The 20,000-nt window shown below is 69.7% G+C and carries 18 protein-coding genes and 1 pseudogene; 1 reads left to right on the top strand and 18 read right to left on the bottom strand.

Features of this window, described 5'->3' with window-relative positions; translation table 11 throughout:
* Positions 1-27: 27 nt before the first annotated feature.
* From pheT to H7J06_RS17330, 11 genes and pseudogenes are all read right to left on the bottom strand, one after another.
* Positions 28-2,517, bottom strand: a complete 2,490-nt coding sequence (pheT, locus tag H7J06_RS17380; protein ID WP_264040236.1) for a phenylalanine--tRNA ligase subunit beta — start codon at positions 2,515-2,517, stop codon at positions 28-30.
* On the bottom strand, positions 2,517-3,566 hold the full coding sequence (pheS, locus tag H7J06_RS17375) for a phenylalanine--tRNA ligase subunit alpha (RefSeq protein WP_264040235.1): 1,050 nt from the start codon (positions 3,564-3,566) through the stop codon (positions 2,517-2,519). Before pheS ends, pheT begins: the two co-directional genes overlap by 1 nt.
* Before the next feature lie 47 nt (positions 3,567-3,613).
* Positions 3,614-4,189, bottom strand: a complete 576-nt coding sequence (locus H7J06_RS17370) for a DUF3159 domain-containing protein (RefSeq protein WP_264040234.1) — start codon at positions 4,187-4,189, stop codon at positions 3,614-3,616.
* A gap of 24 nt (positions 4,190-4,213) precedes the next feature.
* Positions 4,214-5,332, bottom strand: a complete 1,119-nt coding sequence (locus H7J06_RS17365; RefSeq protein ID WP_264040232.1) for an LLM class flavin-dependent oxidoreductase — start codon at positions 5,330-5,332, stop codon at positions 4,214-4,216.
* Positions 5,333-5,335: 3 nt separating this feature from the next.
* Complete coding sequence (locus tag H7J06_RS17360) at positions 5,336-6,370, bottom strand: ABC transporter substrate-binding protein (protein ID WP_264040231.1); 1,035 nt, start codon at positions 6,368-6,370, stop codon at positions 5,336-5,338.
* 34 nt (positions 6,371-6,404) lie between these two features.
* Positions 6,405-7,142, bottom strand: coding sequence for an ABC transporter ATP-binding protein (locus H7J06_RS17355; protein WP_264040230.1), 738 nt, complete (start codon positions 7,140-7,142; stop codon positions 6,405-6,407).
* A complete protein-coding gene (locus H7J06_RS17350) occupies positions 7,139-7,900 on the bottom strand; it encodes an ABC transporter permease (RefSeq protein WP_372515336.1) in 762 nt (253 codons plus the stop codon). The genes H7J06_RS17355 and H7J06_RS17350 overlap by 4 nt, the downstream gene beginning before the upstream one ends.
* A gap of 101 nt (positions 7,901-8,001) precedes the next feature.
* A complete protein-coding gene (locus H7J06_RS17345; protein WP_264040228.1) occupies positions 8,002-8,700 on the bottom strand; it encodes a zf-HC2 domain-containing protein in 699 nt (232 codons plus the stop codon).
* The gene (locus H7J06_RS17340; RefSeq protein ID WP_264040227.1) at positions 8,697-9,242 is read right to left on the bottom strand and encodes a sigma-70 family RNA polymerase sigma factor; all 546 of its coding nucleotides are present in this window, start codon (positions 9,240-9,242) and stop codon (positions 8,697-8,699) included. The genes H7J06_RS17345 and H7J06_RS17340 overlap by 4 nt, the downstream gene beginning before the upstream one ends.
* 278 nt (positions 9,243-9,520) lie before the next feature.
* Positions 9,521-9,847, bottom strand: a pseudogene (locus H7J06_RS17335) (winged helix-turn-helix domain-containing protein); the annotation flags it as partial.
* 168 nt (positions 9,848-10,015) lie between these two features.
* Complete coding sequence (locus tag H7J06_RS17330) at positions 10,016-10,357, bottom strand: hypothetical protein (protein ID WP_264040226.1); 342 nt, start codon at positions 10,355-10,357, stop codon at positions 10,016-10,018.
* A gap of 122 nt (positions 10,358-10,479) precedes the next feature.
* On the opposite strand from H7J06_RS17330, the gene H7J06_RS17325 reads away from it, so the two are divergent.
* Positions 10,480-10,824 (top strand): RNA polymerase-binding protein RbpA, encoded by a 345-nt coding sequence (locus H7J06_RS17325; protein WP_079923930.1) that lies wholly within the window; start codon positions 10,480-10,482, stop codon positions 10,822-10,824.
* Here H7J06_RS17325 and H7J06_RS32140 read toward each other — a convergent pair.
* Genes H7J06_RS32140 through cobN form a run of 7 tightly spaced genes read right to left on the bottom strand, consistent with a single transcriptional unit; the run spans position 10,821 to position 19,733 of the window.
* Complete coding sequence (locus H7J06_RS32140; protein WP_275079535.1) at positions 10,821-11,582, bottom strand: polyprenol monophosphomannose synthase; 762 nt, start codon at positions 11,580-11,582, stop codon at positions 10,821-10,823. The genes H7J06_RS17325 and H7J06_RS32140 overlap by 4 nt on opposite strands.
* A gap of 24 nt (positions 11,583-11,606) precedes the next feature.
* Positions 11,607-13,265, bottom strand: coding sequence for an apolipoprotein N-acyltransferase (gene lnt, locus H7J06_RS17320; RefSeq protein ID WP_275079534.1), 1,659 nt, complete (start codon positions 13,263-13,265; stop codon positions 11,607-11,609).
* Positions 13,258-14,871 (bottom strand): amidohydrolase, encoded by a 1,614-nt coding sequence (locus H7J06_RS17315; protein WP_264040224.1) that lies wholly within the window; start codon positions 14,869-14,871, stop codon positions 13,258-13,260. The genes lnt and H7J06_RS17315 overlap by 8 nt, the downstream gene beginning before the upstream one ends.
* Positions 14,868-15,350, bottom strand: a complete 483-nt coding sequence (locus tag H7J06_RS17310; protein ID WP_264040223.1) for an FxsA family protein — start codon at positions 15,348-15,350, stop codon at positions 14,868-14,870. The genes H7J06_RS17315 and H7J06_RS17310 overlap by 4 nt, the downstream gene beginning before the upstream one ends.
* Positions 15,351-15,383: 33 nt before the next feature.
* Positions 15,384-15,785 carry a PPOX class F420-dependent oxidoreductase gene (locus H7J06_RS17305; RefSeq protein WP_264040222.1) on the bottom strand — a complete coding sequence of 134 codons (402 nt, stop codon included), beginning with the start codon at positions 15,783-15,785 and terminating at the stop codon, positions 15,384-15,386.
* Positions 15,786-15,790: 5 nt separating this feature from the next.
* The gene (locus tag H7J06_RS17300) at positions 15,791-16,168 is read right to left on the bottom strand and encodes a PPOX class F420-dependent oxidoreductase (RefSeq protein ID WP_264040221.1); all 378 of its coding nucleotides are present in this window, start codon (positions 16,166-16,168) and stop codon (positions 15,791-15,793) included.
* A gap of 19 nt (positions 16,169-16,187) precedes the next feature.
* Positions 16,188-19,733 (bottom strand): cobaltochelatase subunit CobN, encoded by a 3,546-nt coding sequence (cobN, locus tag H7J06_RS17295; protein WP_275079555.1) that lies wholly within the window; start codon positions 19,731-19,733, stop codon positions 16,188-16,190.
* Positions 19,734-20,000 lie beyond the last annotated feature (267 nt).

Genomic DNA, 20,000 nt, shown 5'->3' with positions numbered 1-20,000 from the left:
TGTTTATGCGCGTCGGTGCAAATTCATTTATCTGCGGCGCTGCACGGCACCGACGCGCGCGGCGGCAACCTCGACGGCCGCATCGCGGGACGCGCTCGCCTCGTCCTCGGTGAGCGTCCGGTCGGGTGCCCGAAACCTCAGCGCCAAGGCCAGCGACTTGTGCCCCTCGCCGACCTGCGGGCCGGTGTACACGTCGAATATGCGGACGTCTTCGAGCAGATCCCCCGCCCCGTCGCGGACCGCGTCGACCACCGATTGGGCGGCGACGTCGTCGGCGACGATCAGGCTCACGTCCTGGAACACCGCGGGGAACGGCGACACCGACGGTGCCGGCAACGGCTCGACGGCGGGCACGGCGCTCAGGTTCAGCTCCACGGCGCAGACGCCCTTCGGCAGGCCGGACCGCTCGATGACTGCGGGATGCAACTGACCGGCGTACCCGATCACGGCCCCGTCGAGGACGATCTCGGCGCACCGACCCGGGTGCCACGGCAGCTGTCGAGCGGCGCGGAACTCGAACTCGACGTGGCAGGCCCGTCCGATGACGCGCACCGCCTCGAAGGCGTCCATCGCGTCGACCGGTCGGCCCGGCCCCCACGGGCCGGCGGGCTGGCGCATGCCGGACAGGACCACGCCGACGTGCAACGGTTGCCGCGGCAGGGCGCCGTCGATCAGCGCCATCTCGGCCTCGGTGGGGCGGCGGTCGACGGGGAGCCGTTCGATCGCCTTGGTCTCCGGCGTCGCCAACACCACCTGCTGAATGCCGAAGAGTGCATCGTCGGTGGCGCCGCGGGAGACGTTGCGCGTCAACGCCTCCAGCAGGCCGGGCAGAAGAGTCGAGGCGAGTTGAGGCCGGTCGGCCTCGAGCGGGTTGAGCACGGTCATGGTGGCGCGACGGGGATCGTCGGCGGGCAGCCCCCAGGCGTCGAAGACGCCCGCGGGCAGGAACGGCGTCGGCAGCACCTCGACGTAGCCGTTGAGCGCCAACGACTTCCCGACGGCACGACGGCGCTTCTGGATGGGACTCAAACCCCGTCCCGCGGGAGCGGTCGGCAGGACCGACGGGATCTTCTCGAGCCCTTCGAGGCGCAGCACTTCTTCGACGAGGTCGGCAGGCTGCTTGAGGTCGGGCCGCCAGCTCGGCGGGACGACGGTGACGATGCCCTCGGACTCCGTGACGCGACACCCGATCTGCGTCAGCCGCCGCACGGTGGCACCCGCCGGGTAGGCCACGCCGGCCAGGCGGTCGGGCAGGTCGACCGGCATGCTGACCGCCGGCGGCGACCAGTCCTCGCGTGGCGGGTCACCGCGCCAGTCGGTGAGCGTGGGTTCGACTGCGCCGCCGGCGATCTCGGCCAGCAGGGCGGCACTGCGGTCGAGCGCGGCGATGGAGATCGCCGGGTCGACGGTGCGTTCGTAGCGGCGGCTCGCCTCGGAGACCAGGTGAAGGCGCCGCTGGGTGCGCGACACCGTCGCCGGATCCCACACCGCGGCCTCGAGGAGAACGTCGGTGGTGCTGTCGCGGACCTCGGTGGTGCCTGCGCCCATCACGCCGCCGAGGGCGGCGGTGGCCACGTCGTCGACGATCAACACGTCGCCGGCATCCAGGGTGCGCGTGACGTCGTCAAGGGTGACGACCTTCTCCCCCTGCGTGGCGAAGCGGACGTGCAGGCCGCCGTGAATCAGGCTGCGGTCGTGCGCGTGCAGGGGATGGCCGAGCTCGATCATCACGTAGTTGGTCACGTCGACCGCCGGGGAGATGGCCCGGATGCCGCTGAGCAGCAGTCGGCGTTGCATCCACCACGGCGAGACGGCCCCTGGGTCGATGCCGATGACCGGCCGGAGGCCGAATCGCTGCACGCCCGTGCCGGGTTCGACGGTCAGCGGCCACGCCTCCCCGGCGGCGGGCAACGGCTCGACGGCGGCAGGGTCGTCGAAGTCGAGGTCGTAGGCGCAGGCGAGTTCGCGGGCCATGCCGCGAATGGACAGGCAGTAGCCCCGATCCGGGGTGATCGCGAGGTGGAAGACGACGTCGTCGAGTCCGACGACGTCGACCGCGGAGTCACCCGGCGCGGCGGTGCCGGGTGGCAGCACCAAGATCCCGGCGTGGTCACTGCCGAGGTTGAGCTCCGAGGACGAGCAGATCATCCCGTCGGACGTGCGGCCGTAGGTCTTTCGCTTGGCGATGGTGAAGTCACCGGGCAACGTGGTGCCGGGCAACGCCACGACGACCAGGTCGCCGACGGCGAAGTTGGTTGCGCCGCAGACGATGTCGCGCGGCTCGTCCTCGCCGACGTCGACCTTGCAGGCCCGGATGGGCTTCTTGAACTCGGTGAGCTCTTCGATCTCGGCGACCCGCCCGATGGTCAGCGGCCCCGACACCGGGCCGACGGGAATGATCTCCTCGACCTCGTGGCCGATGGCGATGAGCGCACGCTCGAGTTCCTCGGGAGACACGTCCCAGCCGGGAGAGCCGGCGCGTACGACGTCACGCAGCCAGCTGTAGGGAACGCGCATCAGGCACCCACCCCGAACGGAAGCGAGAACCGGACGTCACCCTCCACCATGTCCCGCATGTCGGGAATACCGTTGCGGAACTGCAGAGTTCGCTCCAAGCCCATGCCGAAGGCGAACCCGGAGTACTCGTCGGGGTCGATGCCGCACGCGCGCAGGACGTTGGGGTTCATCATCCCGCAGCCACCCCACTCCACCCAGCCCGGTCCGCCCTTCTTGCCCTCGAACCAGATGTCGACCTCGGCCGAGGGTTCGGTGAAGGGAAAGAAGTGGGGACGCAGTCGAGTGCGACCCTCCGGCCCGAACTCCGCGCGCGCGAACGCATCCAGCGTGCCGCGCAGGTTGGCCATCGTGAGACCGCGGTCGACGGCCATGCCCTCGACCTGATGGAAGACCGGCGTATGGGTCGCGTCGAGCTCGTCGGTGCGGAACGTCCGACCGATGGAGACGATGTAGACGGGCAGCTCGCGTTCGAGCAGTGCCCGGATCTGCACCGGGGAGGTGTGGGTGCGCAACACCTGGCGGGACCCGTCCGGGGCGATCTGGAACGTGTCCTGCTCGCTGCGGGCGGGATGGTCTGGCGGGAAGTTCAGGGCGTCGAAGTTGAATTGCTCGGTCTCGACCTCGGGCCCGTCGGCCAGCTCCCACCCCATCGCGACGAATACGTCGGCGACGTGTTCGGCGAGGATGGTGATGGGGTGCCGGGCGCCGACCGGCTGCCGCGTCGACGGCAACGTGACGTCGATGCGCTCGGCGACCAGGGCGGCGGCGTCACGCTCGGCGCGTAGCACCTCGATGCGCGCGTCGAAGGCTTCCTGCGCACCGGTGCGCGCCACGTTGACGCGGCGCCCGGCCTCGGCTCGTTCGGCCTTGTCGAGCGCGCCGAGAGATTGACGGGCCAGCGCGATGGGCGACTTGTCGCCGAGGTGCTCGGTCTTGGCGCGTGCCAGGGCGTCGAGGTCAGCCGCCAGCTCGAAGGCCTGGCGGGCCGCACTGACGGCAGTGGCCAGCGCTTCCTGCGAAAGTCCCGACGAATCCGGCTGATTTACCACCCGGCGATCATAGCCAGGGGCGACGTGTGAGCCGCGCTACCCTCTGGCTACGCCGTGGGGCGGGCCCGTTCGCGAACCCGCGTCGGATAGGTCTGCGTCATGCCCACCGCGCCGACGATGACGACGACCGGGATCACCCAGTTGGTCCAGTCGACGGTCTGCGGAACCCGGGCGGCGTAGTAGCCCAGCACGGAGGTCAGCGCGAACACCAGCGCCCACATCAACGTCAGGACCCTGTTGGTCTGCCGGAAGGCCGCCTTCTCCCAATCCTGCAGGGGCCGGTCGACTTTCGCGTACTGCTCGGTGAACGGGGTGAACGCCATCGACCCGAGCGCCATTACCGCGAGCACGCCACTGGACAGCGTCGTCGCGTAGGTGTCCATCCAGTCGCGGTCCTTCGCCCCGAGCATGATCCCGACCGCGGTCACCACGACGAAGAACACGATCGTGACGATCTCGAGCAGCCTCGGTCCCCCGCGACCCATGGAGATGCCGAGGATGATCGCCGACAGCACGGCACACAGCGCGCCGAACATCCACGTGCTGGGCCCCTCGGCCACCACCCAGTAGATGATCCACGGCACGAACCCGACGAAGGGGCTGTGTTCAAACCACTCGTCCACCCCTGGAGGGTAGCCAACCGGCCCTCAGGCGACGCCCTTCTGCACGAGCAGCGGCAGCACACCCTCGGCGAACCAGTGCGCCTCCTCGAGGTGGGGGTAGCCGGAGAGGATGAACTCGTCGAACCCCAGGGAGTGGTACTCGACGATGAGGTTGGCGACCTCCTCGTGGCTGCCCACCAGCGCCGTGCCCGCTCCCCCACGCACCAGGCCGACCCCTGCCCACAGGTTGGGGTAGATCTCCAGCCCGTCGAGCCGGCCGCCGTGCAGCGCCGTCATCCGACGCTGCCCCTCCGATTGCGAACTGGCGTGTAGGGCAGTCTGCTTGGCGATCTGGTCTTCACTGAGCCCGGCGACGAGCTCGTCGGCCACCGCCCACGCGGCCGCCGAGGTGTCCCGGCTGATCGTGTGCAGACGAATGCCGAATCTGAGCGTGCGCCCCCGCGCCGCGGCGAGTTCGCGCACCTTCGCGATCTTGGCGGCCGCGGCCTCCGGCGGCTCGCCCCACGTCAGGTACACGTCGACGTGTTGAGCCGCGATGGGCAGGGCGGCCGGGGAGGACCCACCGAAGTAGAACTGCGGCAACGGGTCTGGCGGGGCGGACACCATCGCGTTCTCGACCTGGTAGTACTCGCCACGGAAGTCCAGCGGGCCGTTTCGCCAGACCGAGTCGACGATGTGCAGGAATTCGCCTGTGCGAGCGTAGCGTTCGTCGTGGTCGAGCCAGTCGCCGAAGCGCCGCTGTTCGACGTCGTCGCCGCCGGTCACGATGTTGAGCAGCACGCGGCCGCCCGAGAAGCGCTGCAGCGTCGCCGCCTGTTGGGCGGCCAGCGTGGGAGGAACCAGTCCGGGACGGAAGGCGACGAGGAACTTCAGCCTCTCGGTCTCTGCCAGCAGAGCCGCCGTGGTCAACCACGCGTCCTCGCACCACGTTCCGGTCGGCGTCAGTACGCCCTCGAAGCCGAGCCGGTCGGCCGCCCGGGCCACCTCGGCGAGGTAGCCGCGGGTGGGGGGCCGGTAGTTCGGCGGGAGGACCTGGTTCGACGACGCGTGCGACGACGCGACGATGGAACGGCTGTCGCCGCTGGTGGGCAGGAACCAGAAGAACTTGGCCCGCGAAGCGGGAAATTCAACTCGCGTGGACATTCCTCAACTTCCGGTCGTCGTGAAGGGTTTGAGCGCGTCGTCGTAGCGGTGGTCGACCCAGTCGGCGAACGTGGGCGCCGACGCGATCTGCTTGGTCTCGGCGAACAGGTCGGCCAGCTTCTGTTCGGACTCGACCAGCGGCCCGGCCAGCGCGACCGACGACCGCAAGCTGCGACCCTGCGCGGCGGTCCCGACGGGCAGGGCGAGGCCGACCGCCGCCGAATACTTGGCGGCCCATTCCGCGGGGTGGTCCTGCGCCCAGCGGGTTGCCTTCGCGTAGCGCACCAGCAGATCCCCGAGCGCCGAGTTGCGCTTCGGGTCGGCGAGGGCGGCGTCCGAGGCGATGCCGAACCCGGCCCCGTTGGTGACCCCGGTGGCCTGGGCGATGCTGCGCACGGGCACCTGTTGTTCGACCTGCGCGGTGTACGGGTCCCAAATCGCCCACGCGTCGGCCTGTCCGCTGGTGAAGGCGGTCAGCGCATCGGCGGGTTGCAAGAACACCAGCTTCACGTCCGCCGGTGACAACCCCGCCTTTTGCAGCTGGGCGAGGATGTGCCCATGGGCGGAGCTGCCCTTGCCGACGGCCACGCTCTTGCCGCGCAGATCGGCGACGGTCTTGATCGGCGAGTCCGCCCGTACCAGGACGCGGTCGCCGTCTCCGCCGTTCTCGTAGGCCGTCACCACCTTGACCTTCGCGCCTGCGGCGGCGCCGAAGATCGGCGGGGTGTTGCCGGTGATGGCGAAGTCGATCTTGCCCGCGGTCGCGGCCTCGATCTGCGGCGGCCCCGACGTGAAGGTGGAGAACACCACCTTGTACGGCAGGTCCGTCAGGGCGCCCGCGGCGTTCAGCAACGACTCGGTGCCGCCCTTCTGGTCGCCGATCTGCAGTGTCACGTCGGACAGCTCGGACAGCGGCACCGTGGCCGGGGCCTGCTGGGCGCCCGCGTTCTCCTGCCGCGAGACGCACCCGGCCAGCAGTCCGACCAGTACCACGACGGCCGCGACGCGCAGGCCGATCACTCGTCTGGATGCGGGCATGACGGTTCCCCCTCGTGAATCGACGGCACGGTGCTCAGAGTTCGACGCCGAGCTCGTCGAGGAGCTCGGCCCGGTAGCGCTCGGTGTTCGGCGAGGGATCCGACGGCGAACGCCGGGCGTCGTCGACGACGAGCTCGTGCGACACACGGCCCTCGTCGAGGACCAACACCCGATCGGCCAAGGCCACCGCTTCGTCGACGTCGTGGGTCACCAGCAGCACTCCGAAGCGGTGTTCGCGCCACAACGTCAGCAGCAGGGCCCGCATGGTCAGCCGCGTCAGCGCGTCGAGGGCGCCAAACGGCTCGTCGAGCAGCAGCAGTTCCGGTTCGGCGGCCAGCGCCCTGGCCAACGACACCCGCTGCGCCTGCCCACCGGACAGCGTCAGGGGCCACGCAGTGCCACGGTCGCCGAGACCGACGTCGGCCAGGGCCCGATCGGCGCGAGTTGCTCTGTCGGCCTTGGACAGTCGGCTTCGCGTCAACCCGTATCCGACGTTGGTCCGCACGTCGCGCCACGGGAACAGCCGCGGCTCCTGGAACGCCAACGCGGGCGGGCCCGTGACGACGCGCTCACCGGTGTGATCGGTGGACAGACCCGCCAAGACGCGCAGCACCGTCGACTTGCCGGACCCGCTGCGGCCGATGAGCGCGACGATCTCTCCGCGGCCGATGCGCACCGAGACGTCGTCCAGCACGTGGTGGTCGCCATACCACTTGTCGACGTGTCGAAGTTCGCCGACCGTTCCGGTCTGCCGTTCGGAGGTCACCGTCACGAGCGGTACCTCAACGCTCGGCGTTCGGCGACCCGCACGATCGCATCCGTCCCGATGCCGAGCATCGCGTAGACGACCAGGCCGAAGATGATGACGTCGATGCGGAGGAAGTCGCGGGCGTTGTTGATGAGGTACCCGATGCCCTTGTCTGCGTTGATCTGCTCGGCCACGATGAGCGTGAGCCAGGCGATGGCCAGTGATTGACGCAAGCCGACGAGCACCTGGGGCGCGGCGCTGGGGACGATGATCGTGCGGAACCGCTGCCAGAACGAAAAGCCAAGCACCTGAGCGGTTTCGAACAGCTTGGGGTCGACCTGCCGGATCGCGGAGAAGGTGTTGAGGTACAGCGGGAAGCTGACGCCGAGCGCGACCAGGAGCACCTTGGGCAGTTCGCCGATGCCGAACCAGAGGATGAACAACGGAATCAGGCCGAGGTGGGGCAACGCGCGGACCATCTGCATCGGCGGGTCGACGGTGGCCTCGAACCATGGCGAGAGCCCGACGGCGGTGCCGAGGGCGACTCCGATCACCCCGCCGAGCAGCAAGCCCTCCAGTACCCGAACACCCGACACGGCAAGGGCGTCGGCGAGTTCACCGCTTCTGACGAGTTCGACGCCCGCCTCGAGGATGAGCGACGGCGCGGGCAGAACGTCCTGGGGAATCAGTCCGAGCGCGCTGCCGAGCTGCCACAGCGCCAGGAGGACGACCGGCGACGCCAACCGGATCAGCCCCCAGCGTCGCCGCTTCACCCGGGTCACGGGCGGAGGTACGACGAGGGAGGCGGTCACGATGATGCGACGCTACGGAGCGCCGCATCACCACGGAAGGTTTCGACTCGCCCTGAGCGGAAGGAGGCCGCTCAGGCCACGGTGGTGACCGCAAGCGGCGTGGGGGATCCAGATTCCCGGATGGTCACCGTACGGATGTCCGACTTCGGAATCACCGTGGCCGCAGCCAGATTCGACGCCTGCTTCTCGGTGCCCGACGGACGCCACGAGGCGACGGTGGTCTCCGCGCCGTTCTTGGTCGTGACGACCAAGTCGTAGCCGGTGGCCTTCACGGCCCAGTCCTTGGTGTACTGGCACTCCCAGTCGAGACGTGTTCCCCACGGCTCCTCGGAGAGTGCGAGCGCCGCCGTGACACCCTGTCGCTGGCCCGGAGCCATCGCCTGCAGCGACACCCCGGTAGACGACTGATGCGGGATGACGGCATAGCCCACGAGGCCGCCGATGAGGAGGAAGGCGGCAGCCGACGCGAGCGCCGTCGCCAGCCGGGCACCGCGCGAGCGGGTCTGGCGCCGATGCGCGGCCGCGGCGAAGGAGGCCGGCGCAGGGACGGCCTCGTCCGGCGTCTCGGATTCGGGTTCCGCGTCGAGCAGGGCCAGCGCTTCCTCGGGCGACAGCACGTCCAGGATGGCGGGAAGGTCGGACGCGTCCCACGGGTCGGCGGACTCGGGCGAGTCGGCCAGGTGCCGCTCGTATTCGGCGGCTTCGGATGCCGAGAGGGCGCCGAGCAGATAGGCGGCATCCCATTCGGCCATGTCGCGTTCGGAGGTCATTGGACGACCCCCCTTTCCTCCAAGGCCACGCGGAGCGCGCGTAGTGCGTAGTGCAGCCGCGATTTGACGGTTCCCGGCGGGATACCCTCGTGCCGCGCGATCTCAACGGCGGTTTGTCCCAGATAGTGCGCGCGTACCAACACGGTCCGGTGCTCAGGACTCAGGGATCGCAGGGCGTCGGACACGACGAACTTGTCGACCGCCGGCCCGAAGACGTCCGGTGAACTTCGCTCGGGGACGGTGTCGGTCTGGAACTCGCGTTTGTGACGGGAACTCCTCCGGTCGTCGATGACGAGGTTCCTGGCCACCGTGTGCAGCCACGCCCGCGTCGAGTCCTCGGAATAGGTGGTGAGGATGGTGCCGTTCTGCCACAGCCGCAGGAGCGACTCTTGGACGACGTCCTCGGCGAATTCCCGGTCGCCCCGGGTCAGCCGCAGGACGAAGCGATTCAACGCCGGGCCGTGCTCGTCGTGGATGACCCGCAGCAGTTCGGCGTTCGCTGGATCGTCCGTCCGCTGGTGCTCGGGGGAAGAGTCCGTCATCGTGAGCTAGTTCCTCTATCGGTCCGTGGTTCACGCGGCTGACGGCTAGCACTGCACATCGCGGCGACGCCCGGAGTTGAAACATACCCAATCCTCCGTTTCATTCCCGATTCGACGACACCGACGTCGGCGTGATCTCACCTCGGCGGCCCGTGGAACTCGCGCCGGCGCGTCGACGGTGCGATGCGGTAGCGGTTGCCGTGAACCCGCACGCGCCGAGAACGCAGGCACCGGAGGTTCAGCACGGCCTCCGTGCCCGCGTCGTCGAGACCGTTGGGTTCGTCGCTCGGTTCCTCCTGGGTGGTGCGCAAGACCCCGACGAACTGATATCCCCGCCCGCGGACGGTGCGGATGACGTGCTGCGACACCCCGTCGTCGCCGAGTGCGCGCCGGACCGCCTTGATCCGGCTGGACAGTGCGGCCTCGCCGACGAACCGGCCGCCCCAGACGGCGTCGAACAACTCGATCTTCGTGACGACCCGGTGATGGTGGGTCACCAGTTGCACGAGCACGTCGAACACCTGGGGCTCGACCGGGATCGAGACCCCGTCTCGCCGCAACTCGTAGCGCGGAAGGTCCAGCACGAAGTCACCGAAGAACCACACGGCGGGCTCGAGATCGGGGGCGGCCGACGGAAGCGGCGATAGCACGGTCACGGTGTTTCCCTTCTGGCGTTGCGCCCCCTTGGGGCGCTGTCAGGAGGAACGACGGGCGAGGTCGCGAAATGGTTCAGTCGCCGCGAAACTCGTGTGTCCGGGGCGTCTTACCAGGCATCATCGCCAGCCGTCGGCCGCCTTCGCGGCACGCATCAGTGCGTCGCACAGCTCCCGGAGCTCCGAACCGTTGGCGCCTTCCTCGATGGCCGTGGCCATGTCCTCGGCGGCGCACCTGACCTGATAGACGCGATCGGAGAGCTGCGCGGCCTCGTCGGCGGACAGCACCACCGCGTCTGGGGCAAGCGAGGTGCCCTTGACCATGGCGCGCTGCTCGTAGGCGCGCTGCCGGCACGACTGCCGGCAGTACTGCCTGCGCCGGCCCATTCCGGCGTCCGGAACCTCGCGTCCACACCACCGGCACGGTTGAACTCGGGGTCGCCGTCGGGTCTCTGGTGCCACGGCACTCGACTGTAAACGGCTCACCCGGTTGATCCCGGTATCATGGACAGTCGCGTCGGGAACTTCATGCCATACGGCAGCGTTGTTACCCGCGGAACGTTTGTCGATGAGGAGTGGTGACAATGGCTGATCGCGTCTTGAGGGGTAGTCGACTCGGAGCCGTGAGCTACGAGACCGACCGCAACCACGACTTGGCGCCGAGGCAGATGGCGCGCTACCGGACCGACAACGGCGAGGAGTTCGAGGTCCCGTTCGCCGACGAGGCGGAGATCCCTGGCACGTGGCCCTGCCGCAACGGCCTGGAGGGCACGCTGATCGACGGTGACGTGCCGGAGCCCAAGAAGGTGAAGCCTCCGCGCACCCACTGGGACATGCTGCTGGAGCGTCGCTCGGTCGAGGAACTCGACGAGTTGCTCAAGGAGCGGTTGGACATCATCAAGACCCGCCGCCGCGGAGCCAGCAGCTAGCGGACGACGCCGCGGGCGCGATCCAAGCGCCCGCGGATGCCCCACTCGGCGATCTTGAAGATCGCCTCGCGGATGTTCGAGCCGCTCATCTTCGACTTGCCCAGTTCGCGTTCGGTGAACGTGATGGGCACTTCCTTGACGACGAAGCCCGCACTGATGGTGCGCCAGGTGAGGTCGACCTGGAAGCAGTACCCCTTGGAGTCGACGGCCGCGAGGTCGATCTTCTCGAGGACTTCGCGGCGGTACGCCCGGTAGCCGGCGGTGATGTCGTTGACGTCCACCCCCAGGGACAAGCGGGAATAGCCGTTGGCCGTGCGCGACAACACCATTCGTCGCCGCGGCCAGTTGCGTACCGTGCCACCGTCGACGTAGCGCGAGCCGATGGCCAGGTCGGCGCCCGCGTCGACCGCGTCGAGCAGACGATGCAGTTCCTCGGGCGCGTGCGAACCGTCGGCGTCCATCTCCACCAGGACGGAGTAGGCCCTGCCGAGGCCCCAGGCGAAGCCCGCCAGGTACGCCGCACCGAGGCCGGCCTTGGCGGTGCGGTGCATCACGTGGACCCGGTCCGGGTCGGCCAGGGACAGCTCGTCGGCCAGCTCGCCGGTGCCGTCGGGACTGCCGTCGTCGACCACCAGGACGTGTACGTCCGGCCGGGCAGCGTGCACCCGCCCGACGATCAACGGCAGATTGTCGCGCTCGTTGTAGGTCGGAATGATGACCAGCGTGCGCTGACTGGGGCGGTCGCCACCCGGCATCATGCGCGCACCCGCTCGTCGGTCATGTCACTCCTTCGTCTTGGACTTCTCCGCGGCCGGCGCCTTCTTACGGCGCCGCTCGAACTTATCCGCCAGCGGTCCATTGTGCAGCATCGCCCAGGCAAGGCCCGCAACACCGGCAATCACGATCGCAGCCTGGATTTCGGGGCCCCAGCGCGTGGCCGGCGTCAGGCTGGTCTTGAGTCGGATTTGGGAGTCGAGATAGGCGGGCTGGAAGAACTGGGTGCGGTCCAGCTCCTGCCCGTCGGGTCCGATGACGGCGCTGATGCCCACGGTCCCCGCCACGACGACGAAGCGGTCGTGCTCGACGGCCCGCAGCCGTGCGAAGGAGAGCAGCTGGGCGCTCATCGACTCGTCGAACGTCGCGTTGTTGGTGGGTACGGCGAGGAACTGCGCCCCGTTGAGCACGGACTCTCGGGCGGCGCGGTCGAAGATCACCTCCCAGCACGTCGTCACGCCGATCGGCACGCCTGCCGCGTGGACGACGCCGTTGCCGTCCCCGGGCACGAAGTACCCGGCCCGGTCGGCGAACGACGACAGCTTCCGGAAGAAGCTCCGCCACGGCAGGTACTCGCCGAACGGCTGCACGATCTTCTTGTCGTGGCGCTCGCCGGGTCCGGTGGCCTGGTCCCAGACGATCACCGTGTTGGTCGCCTGCGGATCCTCCGGGGTGTAACCCGGTGCCGCGACGACGGCCCCGACGAGGATGGGCGCGCCGATGGCGTCGGCGGCGATCCCGATCTGGTCGGCGGCGTCCTGGTTGACGATCGGATCGATGTCCGACGAATTCTCCGGCCACACGACCACGGCGGGCTGTTGGGCGCGACCGGCACGAACGTCCTCGGCGAGGCGCAGCGTCTCTTGAACGTGGTTGTCGAGCACCGCGCGGCGCTGCGCGTTGAAGTCGAGGCCCAGACGCGGGACGTTGCCCTGTACGGCCGCGACGGTCGTGGTGGGGTCGTCCCCCGCACCCACGCCGGACTGCCGTACGTACGGCGTGCCGAGGGCGACGACGACCAGGACCAGTGCCACGCTTGCACCGGGCACCAGGATCGCGGGCACGTCCACGTGTCCGGTGTGGTGGTCGGTGCGCCACCAGCGCGCCGCCTCCAGGGCGATGGCGCCCAGGCCGAACCCGACCAGGGCGACGGCGAAGGACACCAGCGGCACGCCGCCGAAGTGGGCGACGACGAGCAGCGGGCCGTCGTCCTGGGCGTAGCCGACGACCCCCCACGGAAATCCGCCGAACGGCACGGTCGACTTCAGCCACTCGCCAAGCACCCACAGGCAGGCGAACCACACCGGCCAGCCGGGCAACCGCCGCACCACCACGGCCAGAAGTCCGAAGACTGCGGGGAACAGCGCCTCCATCGCCGCCAGCGCCAACCACGGCATGGCCCCGACGAACCCACTGATCCACGGCAACAGGGGCACGTAGAACGCCAACCCGAACAGGAAGCCGTAGCCGAAGCCGCCGGCCTTCGTGGTGGCGGGATGGGTCAGCACCCACGCGAGGAGACCGAACGCGACGAAACTCGAGAACCACCAGCCGAACGGCGGGAAGCTCGTGCACACCAGGATTCCGGCCGCGACGGCCGCGGCGATGCGCAGCACGCGCGGTCCGAGGGCGGCCCGCAGCCGCGCCACGGACGGACGCTCAGCCATGGATGGTGACACCCCGGTGCACCGTCTGACGACAGGTCGGCAGGGGCGCATCCGGAGCGAGCCGCGGCAGGGCGGGGATCCGCGACCGCGGGTCGGTGGACCATCGCGCGGCGGTGTCGGCGGGCGCGGCCACCTCGAGGGCCCCGGGGCCGCCGGGCACGTCCCACACGGCGTAGGTGGCGGGCGCTCCGGGAGCCAGCGTGCCTGCCACGCCGTCGCGGACCCCACCAGCGCGCCACGCCCCGCGGGTGGCGGCAGCGAACGCGGCCCGGGCCGACAACGCGCTGCCCGCGGTGTGGTGCGCCGTCGCGGCTCGCACCGTTTCCCACGGGTTCATGCCGGTGACCGGCGTATCGGAACCGAAGGCGAGGGGCACGCCTTGGGATGCTAACAGCGCCAGTGGGTTGAGCCGATCGGCCCGCTGCGGCCCCAACCGCTGGGCGTACATACCGTTGGGACCGCCCCACAGCGCGTCGAAGTTCGGTTGCACGCTGGCGATGATGCCCCAGCTGCCGAGCCGGGCAGCCTGCGCCTCGGACACCATCTCGAGGTGCTCGAGGCGGTGTCCGCACCGGGCGACCGCGGGGGCGCCGTGCCTGGCCACCACGCGCGCCAGCGCGTCCACCACCGTGGTGACCGCGGCGTCGCCGATGACGTGGAAGCCCGCGGTGATCCTTGCCTCGGTGCACGCGTCCAGGTGCGCCTCGACGGCGGCACCGTCGAGGTAGGCGTTGCCGACGCACCCCGGCGCGTCGGCGTAGTCCTCGGCCAGCCACGCCGTGCGGGACCCGAGCGCACCGTCGACGAACAGGTCACCGGCCAACCCGCGGACTCCGAGGTCGTCCACCAGTTCTCGGGCCCGGGCGGCCGACGCGACCGCCTCGCCCCAGTAGCCGACGACCTCGACGCCGTGCGCCAACGCACGAAGCTCGCGCCAGTCGTCGACGCCCCCGATGTCGGGTCCCGCGCATTCGTGCACCGCGGCGACGCCGGAGCGGGCCGCCAGATCGAGCGCGGCGACGCGGGCCTCGCGCCGCTGGTCGGAGGTCAGCGCGGCTCGGGCCGCGGCGCGTACCAGGTGGTGGGCGTGCGCGGTCAGCGGCAGCTGGTCGTGGTGGCCCGCCGCCGCATCCACCCCGGGAACGCTGGCCCGAAGCGCCGTCGACGCCGCCGCGGAGTGCACGTCCACGCGCGCCAGGTAGGCGGGCCGGTTGCCGAGGAGGGCGTCGAGGTCGGCGGTCGTGGGCGGGGTCGGTTCCGGCCACCCCGACTCGTCCCAGCCGTGACCCCAGACGAGCCCCTCGGGATGGCGGCGGGCGTACTCGCCGACGAGCCGCAGCACATCCTCCCGTGAGGTCGCGGCGCGGAGGTCCAGGCCGACCACCGCGAGCCCGGTGGCGGTGACGTGGACGTGACCGTCGACGAACGCGGGCGTGACGAAGCCGCCGTCGAGGTCGACCACGCGGGCGTCGGGAAACTGCTTGCGACCGACGTCGTCGGTACCCAGCCACGCCACGACGCCGTCTGGTCCGTCGCTGATCGCGACCGCCGTCGCGTCCGGCATGGCCGCGCTGTAGACGCGGCCGCCGAGCAGCAGCGTCGTCAAGCGACGTCGGGGTGCTTGGGCAGACGCGCCTGCTCCACGTCGGTCACGTCGACCACCTCGCCGTCGACGTATTCGGTGCGACGGGTGGTGCGGAACGGCGCGCCGCCGGTGGTGGTGACGATGACTGGCATTCGACCGAGGCTACGGGCGGCGACGGCCGCCACCAACGGGCGGGCGGCCGCGCGGGTGGGCGGCAGCAGGAGCAGCAGACCCAGCACCGAGGTGACGAGGCCGGGCACGACGGTCAGCACGCCGCCGAGGGCCACCAGCGCGCCGTCGGACACCGCGCCCTCTGGGGTGGCCAGGCCCGTCCGCAGCCGCTGGATTTGGCGCTTCGCCTGCGATCCGGCCAGGACGAGACCCAGTGCGAAGGTGCCGATCACCAGGAGCAACGTCCACCCGAACCCGATCGTGGACACCAGGGCGACCACGACCGCCAGTTCGACGAGGACGTAGACCAGAAAGAGCCGCATAGCCATGCCGTGACAACGTTCGGGGCGGCGCCGGGGTTCCTAGCCCGTTGCCGCGGGCGAGTCGGCCGCGCGAATCTCGATCGCGGCGTGCACCTCGTCGACGCCACCGCGGAAGATCGCCTGGGGGATCCACCACCAGGCGTGGTACCAAAACCGCTTGGTGGCCAGGTCGAACACCCGCCGGGTCTCGGATTCGGGCAGCATCCGCGCGACGGCCTCGACCGGTTCGCCCTTGACCTTGCCGAGGACTCCGCACTTTTGGATCGTGACGCGGGGAGTGTTGTTGATGCGCTTGGTCTTCCACGACCCCTTGTCGGTGCTGATCACCAGCTTGTCGCCGTCGGGGACGCCCCAGATCGGCGTCGGCTTGGGGCGGCCGTCCTTGGTGAACGTCGTCAGCAACAGGTACTTCTCGCGGTAGACGTCCTCGAAGCTGGGCATCCGGTTCAGGCCGCCTTGAGCTCGATGCCGACGTTGTTCTTCATGCCGCCCTTGAGCTTGCTGAAGACGTTGAACAGCTTGCCCACGATGCCGTAGCGCGTGCCGATCGCGTCGTACACGGCCTGGGTTTCGGACTTGTCCAGGATCACCGCGACCGCCTCGACGGCCTCGCCCGTCGGTTTGCCGCCGCGGTCGCACTCGGCGACGGTCACCCGCGGCGTGTTGCGGATGCGCTTGACCTTCCAGGACTTCTCCTGGGTGATGGCGACCACGCGGTTGCCGTCGGGGGCCACCCAGATGGCGGTCGGCTTGGGCCGGCCGTCCTTGGTGAACGTCGTCAACAACACGTATTCGGACTTCGCGACCTCGGCGAACGTGGGCATACCGCCAATCTAATGGGGCTCAGCCCTCCAGGTCGCCTTCGGTCTCGAGCAGCACCTGGCGCAGTCCGTCGAGGGTGGCCGACTCGGGCTGGGCCCACATGCCGCGCCCCGCGGCCTCGAGCAGCCGCTCGGCCATGCCGTGCAGCGCCCACGGGTTGGACTCGTTCATGAACTTGCGGTTCTCGTCGTCGAGCACGTACTCCCCCGCCAGCCGCTCGTACATCCAGTCGGCCATCACGCCCGCCGTCGCGTCATAACCGAACAGGTAGTCGACGGTGGCGGCCATCTCGAAGGCGCCCTTGTAGCCGTGCCTGCGCATGGCCGAGATCCAGCGAGGGTTGACCACCCGCGCCCGGAACACCCGGGTGGTCTCCTCGTTCAACGTGCGGGTGCGCACGGCCTCGGGCCGGGTGTTGTCCCCGATGTAGGCCTCGGGGTCCTTGCCCGTCAGCGCGCGCACGGTCGCGACCATCCCGCCGTGGTACTGGAAGTAGTCGTCGGAGTCGGCGATGTCGTGCTCGCGGGTGTCGATGTTCTTCGCCGCGACCGCAATCCGGCGGTACTGCCGGTTCATGTCGTCACTGGCGGCGGCGCCGTCGAGACCGCGGCCGTACGCGAAGCCGCCCCACGCGGTGTAGACCTCCGCGAGGTCGGCGTCGTCGCGCCAGTTCTTGCTGTCGATGAGCTGGAGCAGACCCGCCCCGTAGGTCCCCGGCTTAGACCCGAAGATCCGCGTCGTCGAGCGACGACGGTCGCCGTGCTCGGCGAAGTCGACCCTCGCGTGGGCCCTCACGTAGTTCTGCTCGTCGGTCTCGTTCAGCTCGGCGACCATGCTGACGGCGTCGTCGATCATGGTCACGACGTGGGGGAAGGCGTCGCGGAAGAAGCCCGAGATCCGGACGGTCACGTCGACGCGGGGCCGCCCGAGCTCGGCCAGGCCGATCGGCTCCAGGTCGACGACCCGGCGGGACGCGTCGTCCCAGATCGGCTGCACGCCGATCAGGGCGAGGACTTCGGCGATGTCGTCGCCAGAGGTGCGCATCGCCGAGGTGCCCCACACCGACAGGCCGACCGAGCTGGGCCACTCGCCGTGGTCGGCATGGTAACGCTCCAGCAGCGAATCCGCAAGCGCCACACCGGTTTCCCAGGCCAGCCGGGACGGCACGGCCTTGGGGTCCACCGAGTAGAAGTTGCGGCCCGTGGGCAGCACGTTGACAAGGCCGCGCAGGGGCGAACCCGACGGGCCCGCCGGGATGAAGCCGCCGTCGAGGGCGTGCAGGATCTGACTGATCTCGCCGTTGGTCTGGCGCAGCCTCGGCACCACCTCGGTGGCCGCGAAGCGCAGCACGCTGGCCACCTCCGGGTTCTCGGCGATCCGGTCGACCGCGGCGACGTCCCAGTCGGCCTCGGCCAAGGCGGCGACGAGCGCCCGCGCGTGTTCCTCCGCGGCGTCGACCGCCCCTCTGACGTCGGTGCCGTCCTCGGCCAGACCCAGCGCCTGCCGAAGGCCCGGCACGGTGTGTTCGCCGCCGAAGAGTTGCCGCGCGCGCAGGATGGCCAGCACCAGATCCACTTCGGCCTCCCCGACGGGGGCCTGACCGAGAATGTGCAGCCCGTCGCGGATCTGGACGTCCTTGATCTCACACAGCCAGCCGTCGACGTGCAGCAGCATGTCGTCGAAGACGTCCTCGTCGGGACGATCCTCGAGACCCAGGTCGTGGTCCATCTTCGCCGCCCGCATCAGCGTCCAGATCTGCTGCCGGATGGCGGGGAGCTTGCCGGGATCGAGCGTGGCGATGTTGGAGTGTTCGTCGAGCAGTTGCTCGAGCCGGGCGATGTCGCCGTAGCTCTCCGCCCGCGCCATCGGCGGAATGAGGTGGTCGACCAGCACGGCGTGGGCCCGGCGCTTGGCCTGGGTGCCCTCCCCCGGATCGTTGACCAGGAACGGGTAGATCAGCGGAAGATTGCCGAGCGCGGCGTCGGTACCACACGTCGACGACATGCCAAGTGTCTTGCCGGGCAACCACTCCAGGTTGCCGTGCTTGCCGAGGTGGACGACGGCGTCGGCCCGAAATCCGTTGTCGAACTCCGCGTCGAGCCACCGGTAGGCGGCCAGGTAGTGGTGACTGGGCGGCAGGTCGGGATCGTGGTAGATCGCCACCGGGTTGGCGCCGAACCCGCGAGGCGGCTGCACCATGATCACGATGTTGTCGGATTGCATTGCGGCGATGACGATTTCGCCCTCGGGATCGTGGGTGCGGTCGACGAACAGGTCGCCGGGCGGCGGTCCCCAGTGTTCGACGACGGCGTCGGCGAGGCCGCTCGGCAGCGTGGCGAACCAGGCGCGGTAGTCCTTGGCCGACACCCTGATCGGGTTGCGGGCCAACTGTTCTTCGGTCAGCCAGTCGGGGTCCTGCCCGCCGCGTTCGATCAGGGCGTGGATGAGCGCGTCCCCGTCGTTCGCGTCGACGCCGGGCACCTCCCCGATGCGGAAGCCGGCGTCGCGCATCGCCTGGAGCAGTCCGACGGCGCTGGCCGGGGTGTCGAGTCCCACCGCGTTGCCGATGCGCGCGTGCTTGGTCGGGTAGGCGGAGAACACCAGCGCCACCCGCTTGTCCGCAGGCGCGATGCGCCGGAGCCTGGCTTGGCGCACCGCGAGACCGGCGACCCGGGCGCAGCGCTCCGGGTCGGCGACATACGAGATCAGCCCCTCGTCGTCGATCTCCTTGAACGAGAACGGAACCGTGATGATGCGGCCGTCGAATTCCGGCACCGCCACCTGGGTCGCGACGTCGAGCGGGCTCATACCGTCGTCGTTGTCAGTCCACTGCTTACGCGAACTGGTCAGGCACAGCCCCTGCAGGATCGGGATGTTCAGCGCCGCGAGATGGGCCACGTCCCAGGTGTCGTCGGCCCCACCGGCGGTCACCGTCGCGGGAACGGCACCACCGGCGGCCAGCACGGTGGTCACCAGGGCGTCGACGGTGCCGAGCAGTTCGAGCAGGGCGGGTTCCGGCGTCCGCAGCGACGCGGCGTAGATCGGGACGGGTTGGCCGCCTGCGGCGTCGATCGCGTGGCACAGCGCGCCGACGTAGGCCGAATTGCCCGCCAGATGTTGGGCGCGGTAGAAGAGGACCGCCACGCGAGGGCCGTCGTTGGAGGCCGCGTGGCCCGCGGGGCACTCCAGCACGCCCCACGTCGGGGTCGCCTCCGGCGGCGAGAAGCCGAAACCCGTCATCAGCAGCGTGTCGCTGAGGAAGGCGTGCAGCTGTTCGAGATTGGCGACGCCACCCTGGGCCAAATAGACGTGGGTCTGCAGTGCGACGCCCGCGGGCACCGTGGAATGGCTCATCAGGTCGGCGTCCGGGGACTGCTCGCCACTGATCACGACCGTGGGAATGCCCGTGGCCACCACGGTGTCGATGCCGTCCTGCCAGCTGCGGTAGCCGCCAAGGATCCGCACGACGGCGACGTCGACGCCCTCGAGGAGCGAGTCGAGTTCACCGTCGACGAGGCGGCTGGGATTCATCCACCGGTATCGCGCACCGCTGGCGCGAGCCGTCATCAGGTCGGTATCCGACGTGGACAGCAGGAGAACGGTGGGCTGGTGCACCTACCATTCGTACCGCATCGGGGTTACCGGTCGGAGTTGCCCCAACGGCCGTACCACGATTGGTCGTAGGGCAGCCCGAGTATTGCCAGTAGTACGAGCACCACTGCCGCGAATGCGACGAGTCCCACCATTGCCGTTCCTCCTGCGTCGTGCCAACGAGTTGAGTTGAAGGTAGTACCGGCGGTACCGGTTAAGTGGGTTTGGTGCGGGACCGAACAG

This window comes from Mycolicibacterium hodleri, assembly GCF_025822245.1.
GTDB lineage: Bacteria > Actinomycetota > Actinomycetes > Mycobacteriales > Mycobacteriaceae > Mycobacterium > Mycobacterium hodleri.
The sequence above is the reverse complement of the archived record's forward strand: the minus strand, read 5'-3'. Positions and strand labels throughout refer to the sequence as shown.

What these genes read in the sequence shown, in the direction of transcription:
- H7J06_RS17325 (WP_079923930.1), top strand. Translation starts at nt 10,480, where the DNA reads ATGGCTGATCGCGTCTTGAGGGGTAGTCGACTCGGAGCCGTGAGCTAC.
- H7J06_RS32140 (WP_275079535.1), bottom strand. Translation starts at nt 11,582, where the DNA reads ATGATGCCGGGTGGCGACCGCCCCAGTCAGCGCACGCTGGTCATCATT.
- H7J06_RS17365 (WP_264040232.1), bottom strand. Translation starts at nt 5,332, where the DNA reads ATGTCCACGCGAGTTGAATTTCCCGCTTCGCGGGCCAAGTTCTTCTGG.
- pheT (WP_264040236.1), bottom strand. Translation starts at nt 2,517, where the DNA reads ATGCGCGTTCCCTACAGCTGGCTGCGTGACGTCGTACGCGCCGGCTCT.
- H7J06_RS17360 (WP_264040231.1), bottom strand. Translation starts at nt 6,370, where the DNA reads ATGCCCGCATCCAGACGAGTGATCGGCCTGCGCGTCGCGGCCGTCGTG.
- H7J06_RS17340 (WP_264040227.1), bottom strand. Translation starts at nt 9,242, where the DNA reads ATGACGGACTCTTCCCCCGAGCACCAGCGGACGGACGATCCAGCGAAC.
- H7J06_RS17305 (WP_264040222.1), bottom strand. Translation starts at nt 15,785, where the DNA reads ATGCCCAGCTTCGAGGACGTCTACCGCGAGAAGTACCTGTTGCTGACG.
- cobN (WP_275079555.1), bottom strand. Translation starts at nt 19,733, where the DNA reads ATGACGGCTCGCGCCAGCGGTGCGCGATACCGGTGGATGAATCCCAGC.
- H7J06_RS17345 (WP_264040228.1), bottom strand. Translation starts at nt 8,700, where the DNA reads ATGACCTCCGAACGCGACATGGCCGAATGGGATGCCGCCTATCTGCTC.
- lnt (WP_275079534.1), bottom strand. Translation starts at nt 13,265, where the DNA reads ATGGCTGAGCGTCCGTCCGTGGCGCGGCTGCGGGCCGCCCTCGGACCG.
- H7J06_RS17300 (WP_264040221.1), bottom strand. Translation starts at nt 16,168, where the DNA reads ATGCCCACGTTCGCCGAGGTCGCGAAGTCCGAATACGTGTTGTTGACG.
- H7J06_RS17310 (WP_264040223.1), bottom strand. Translation starts at nt 15,350, where the DNA reads ATGGCTATGCGGCTCTTTCTGGTCTACGTCCTCGTCGAACTGGCGGTC.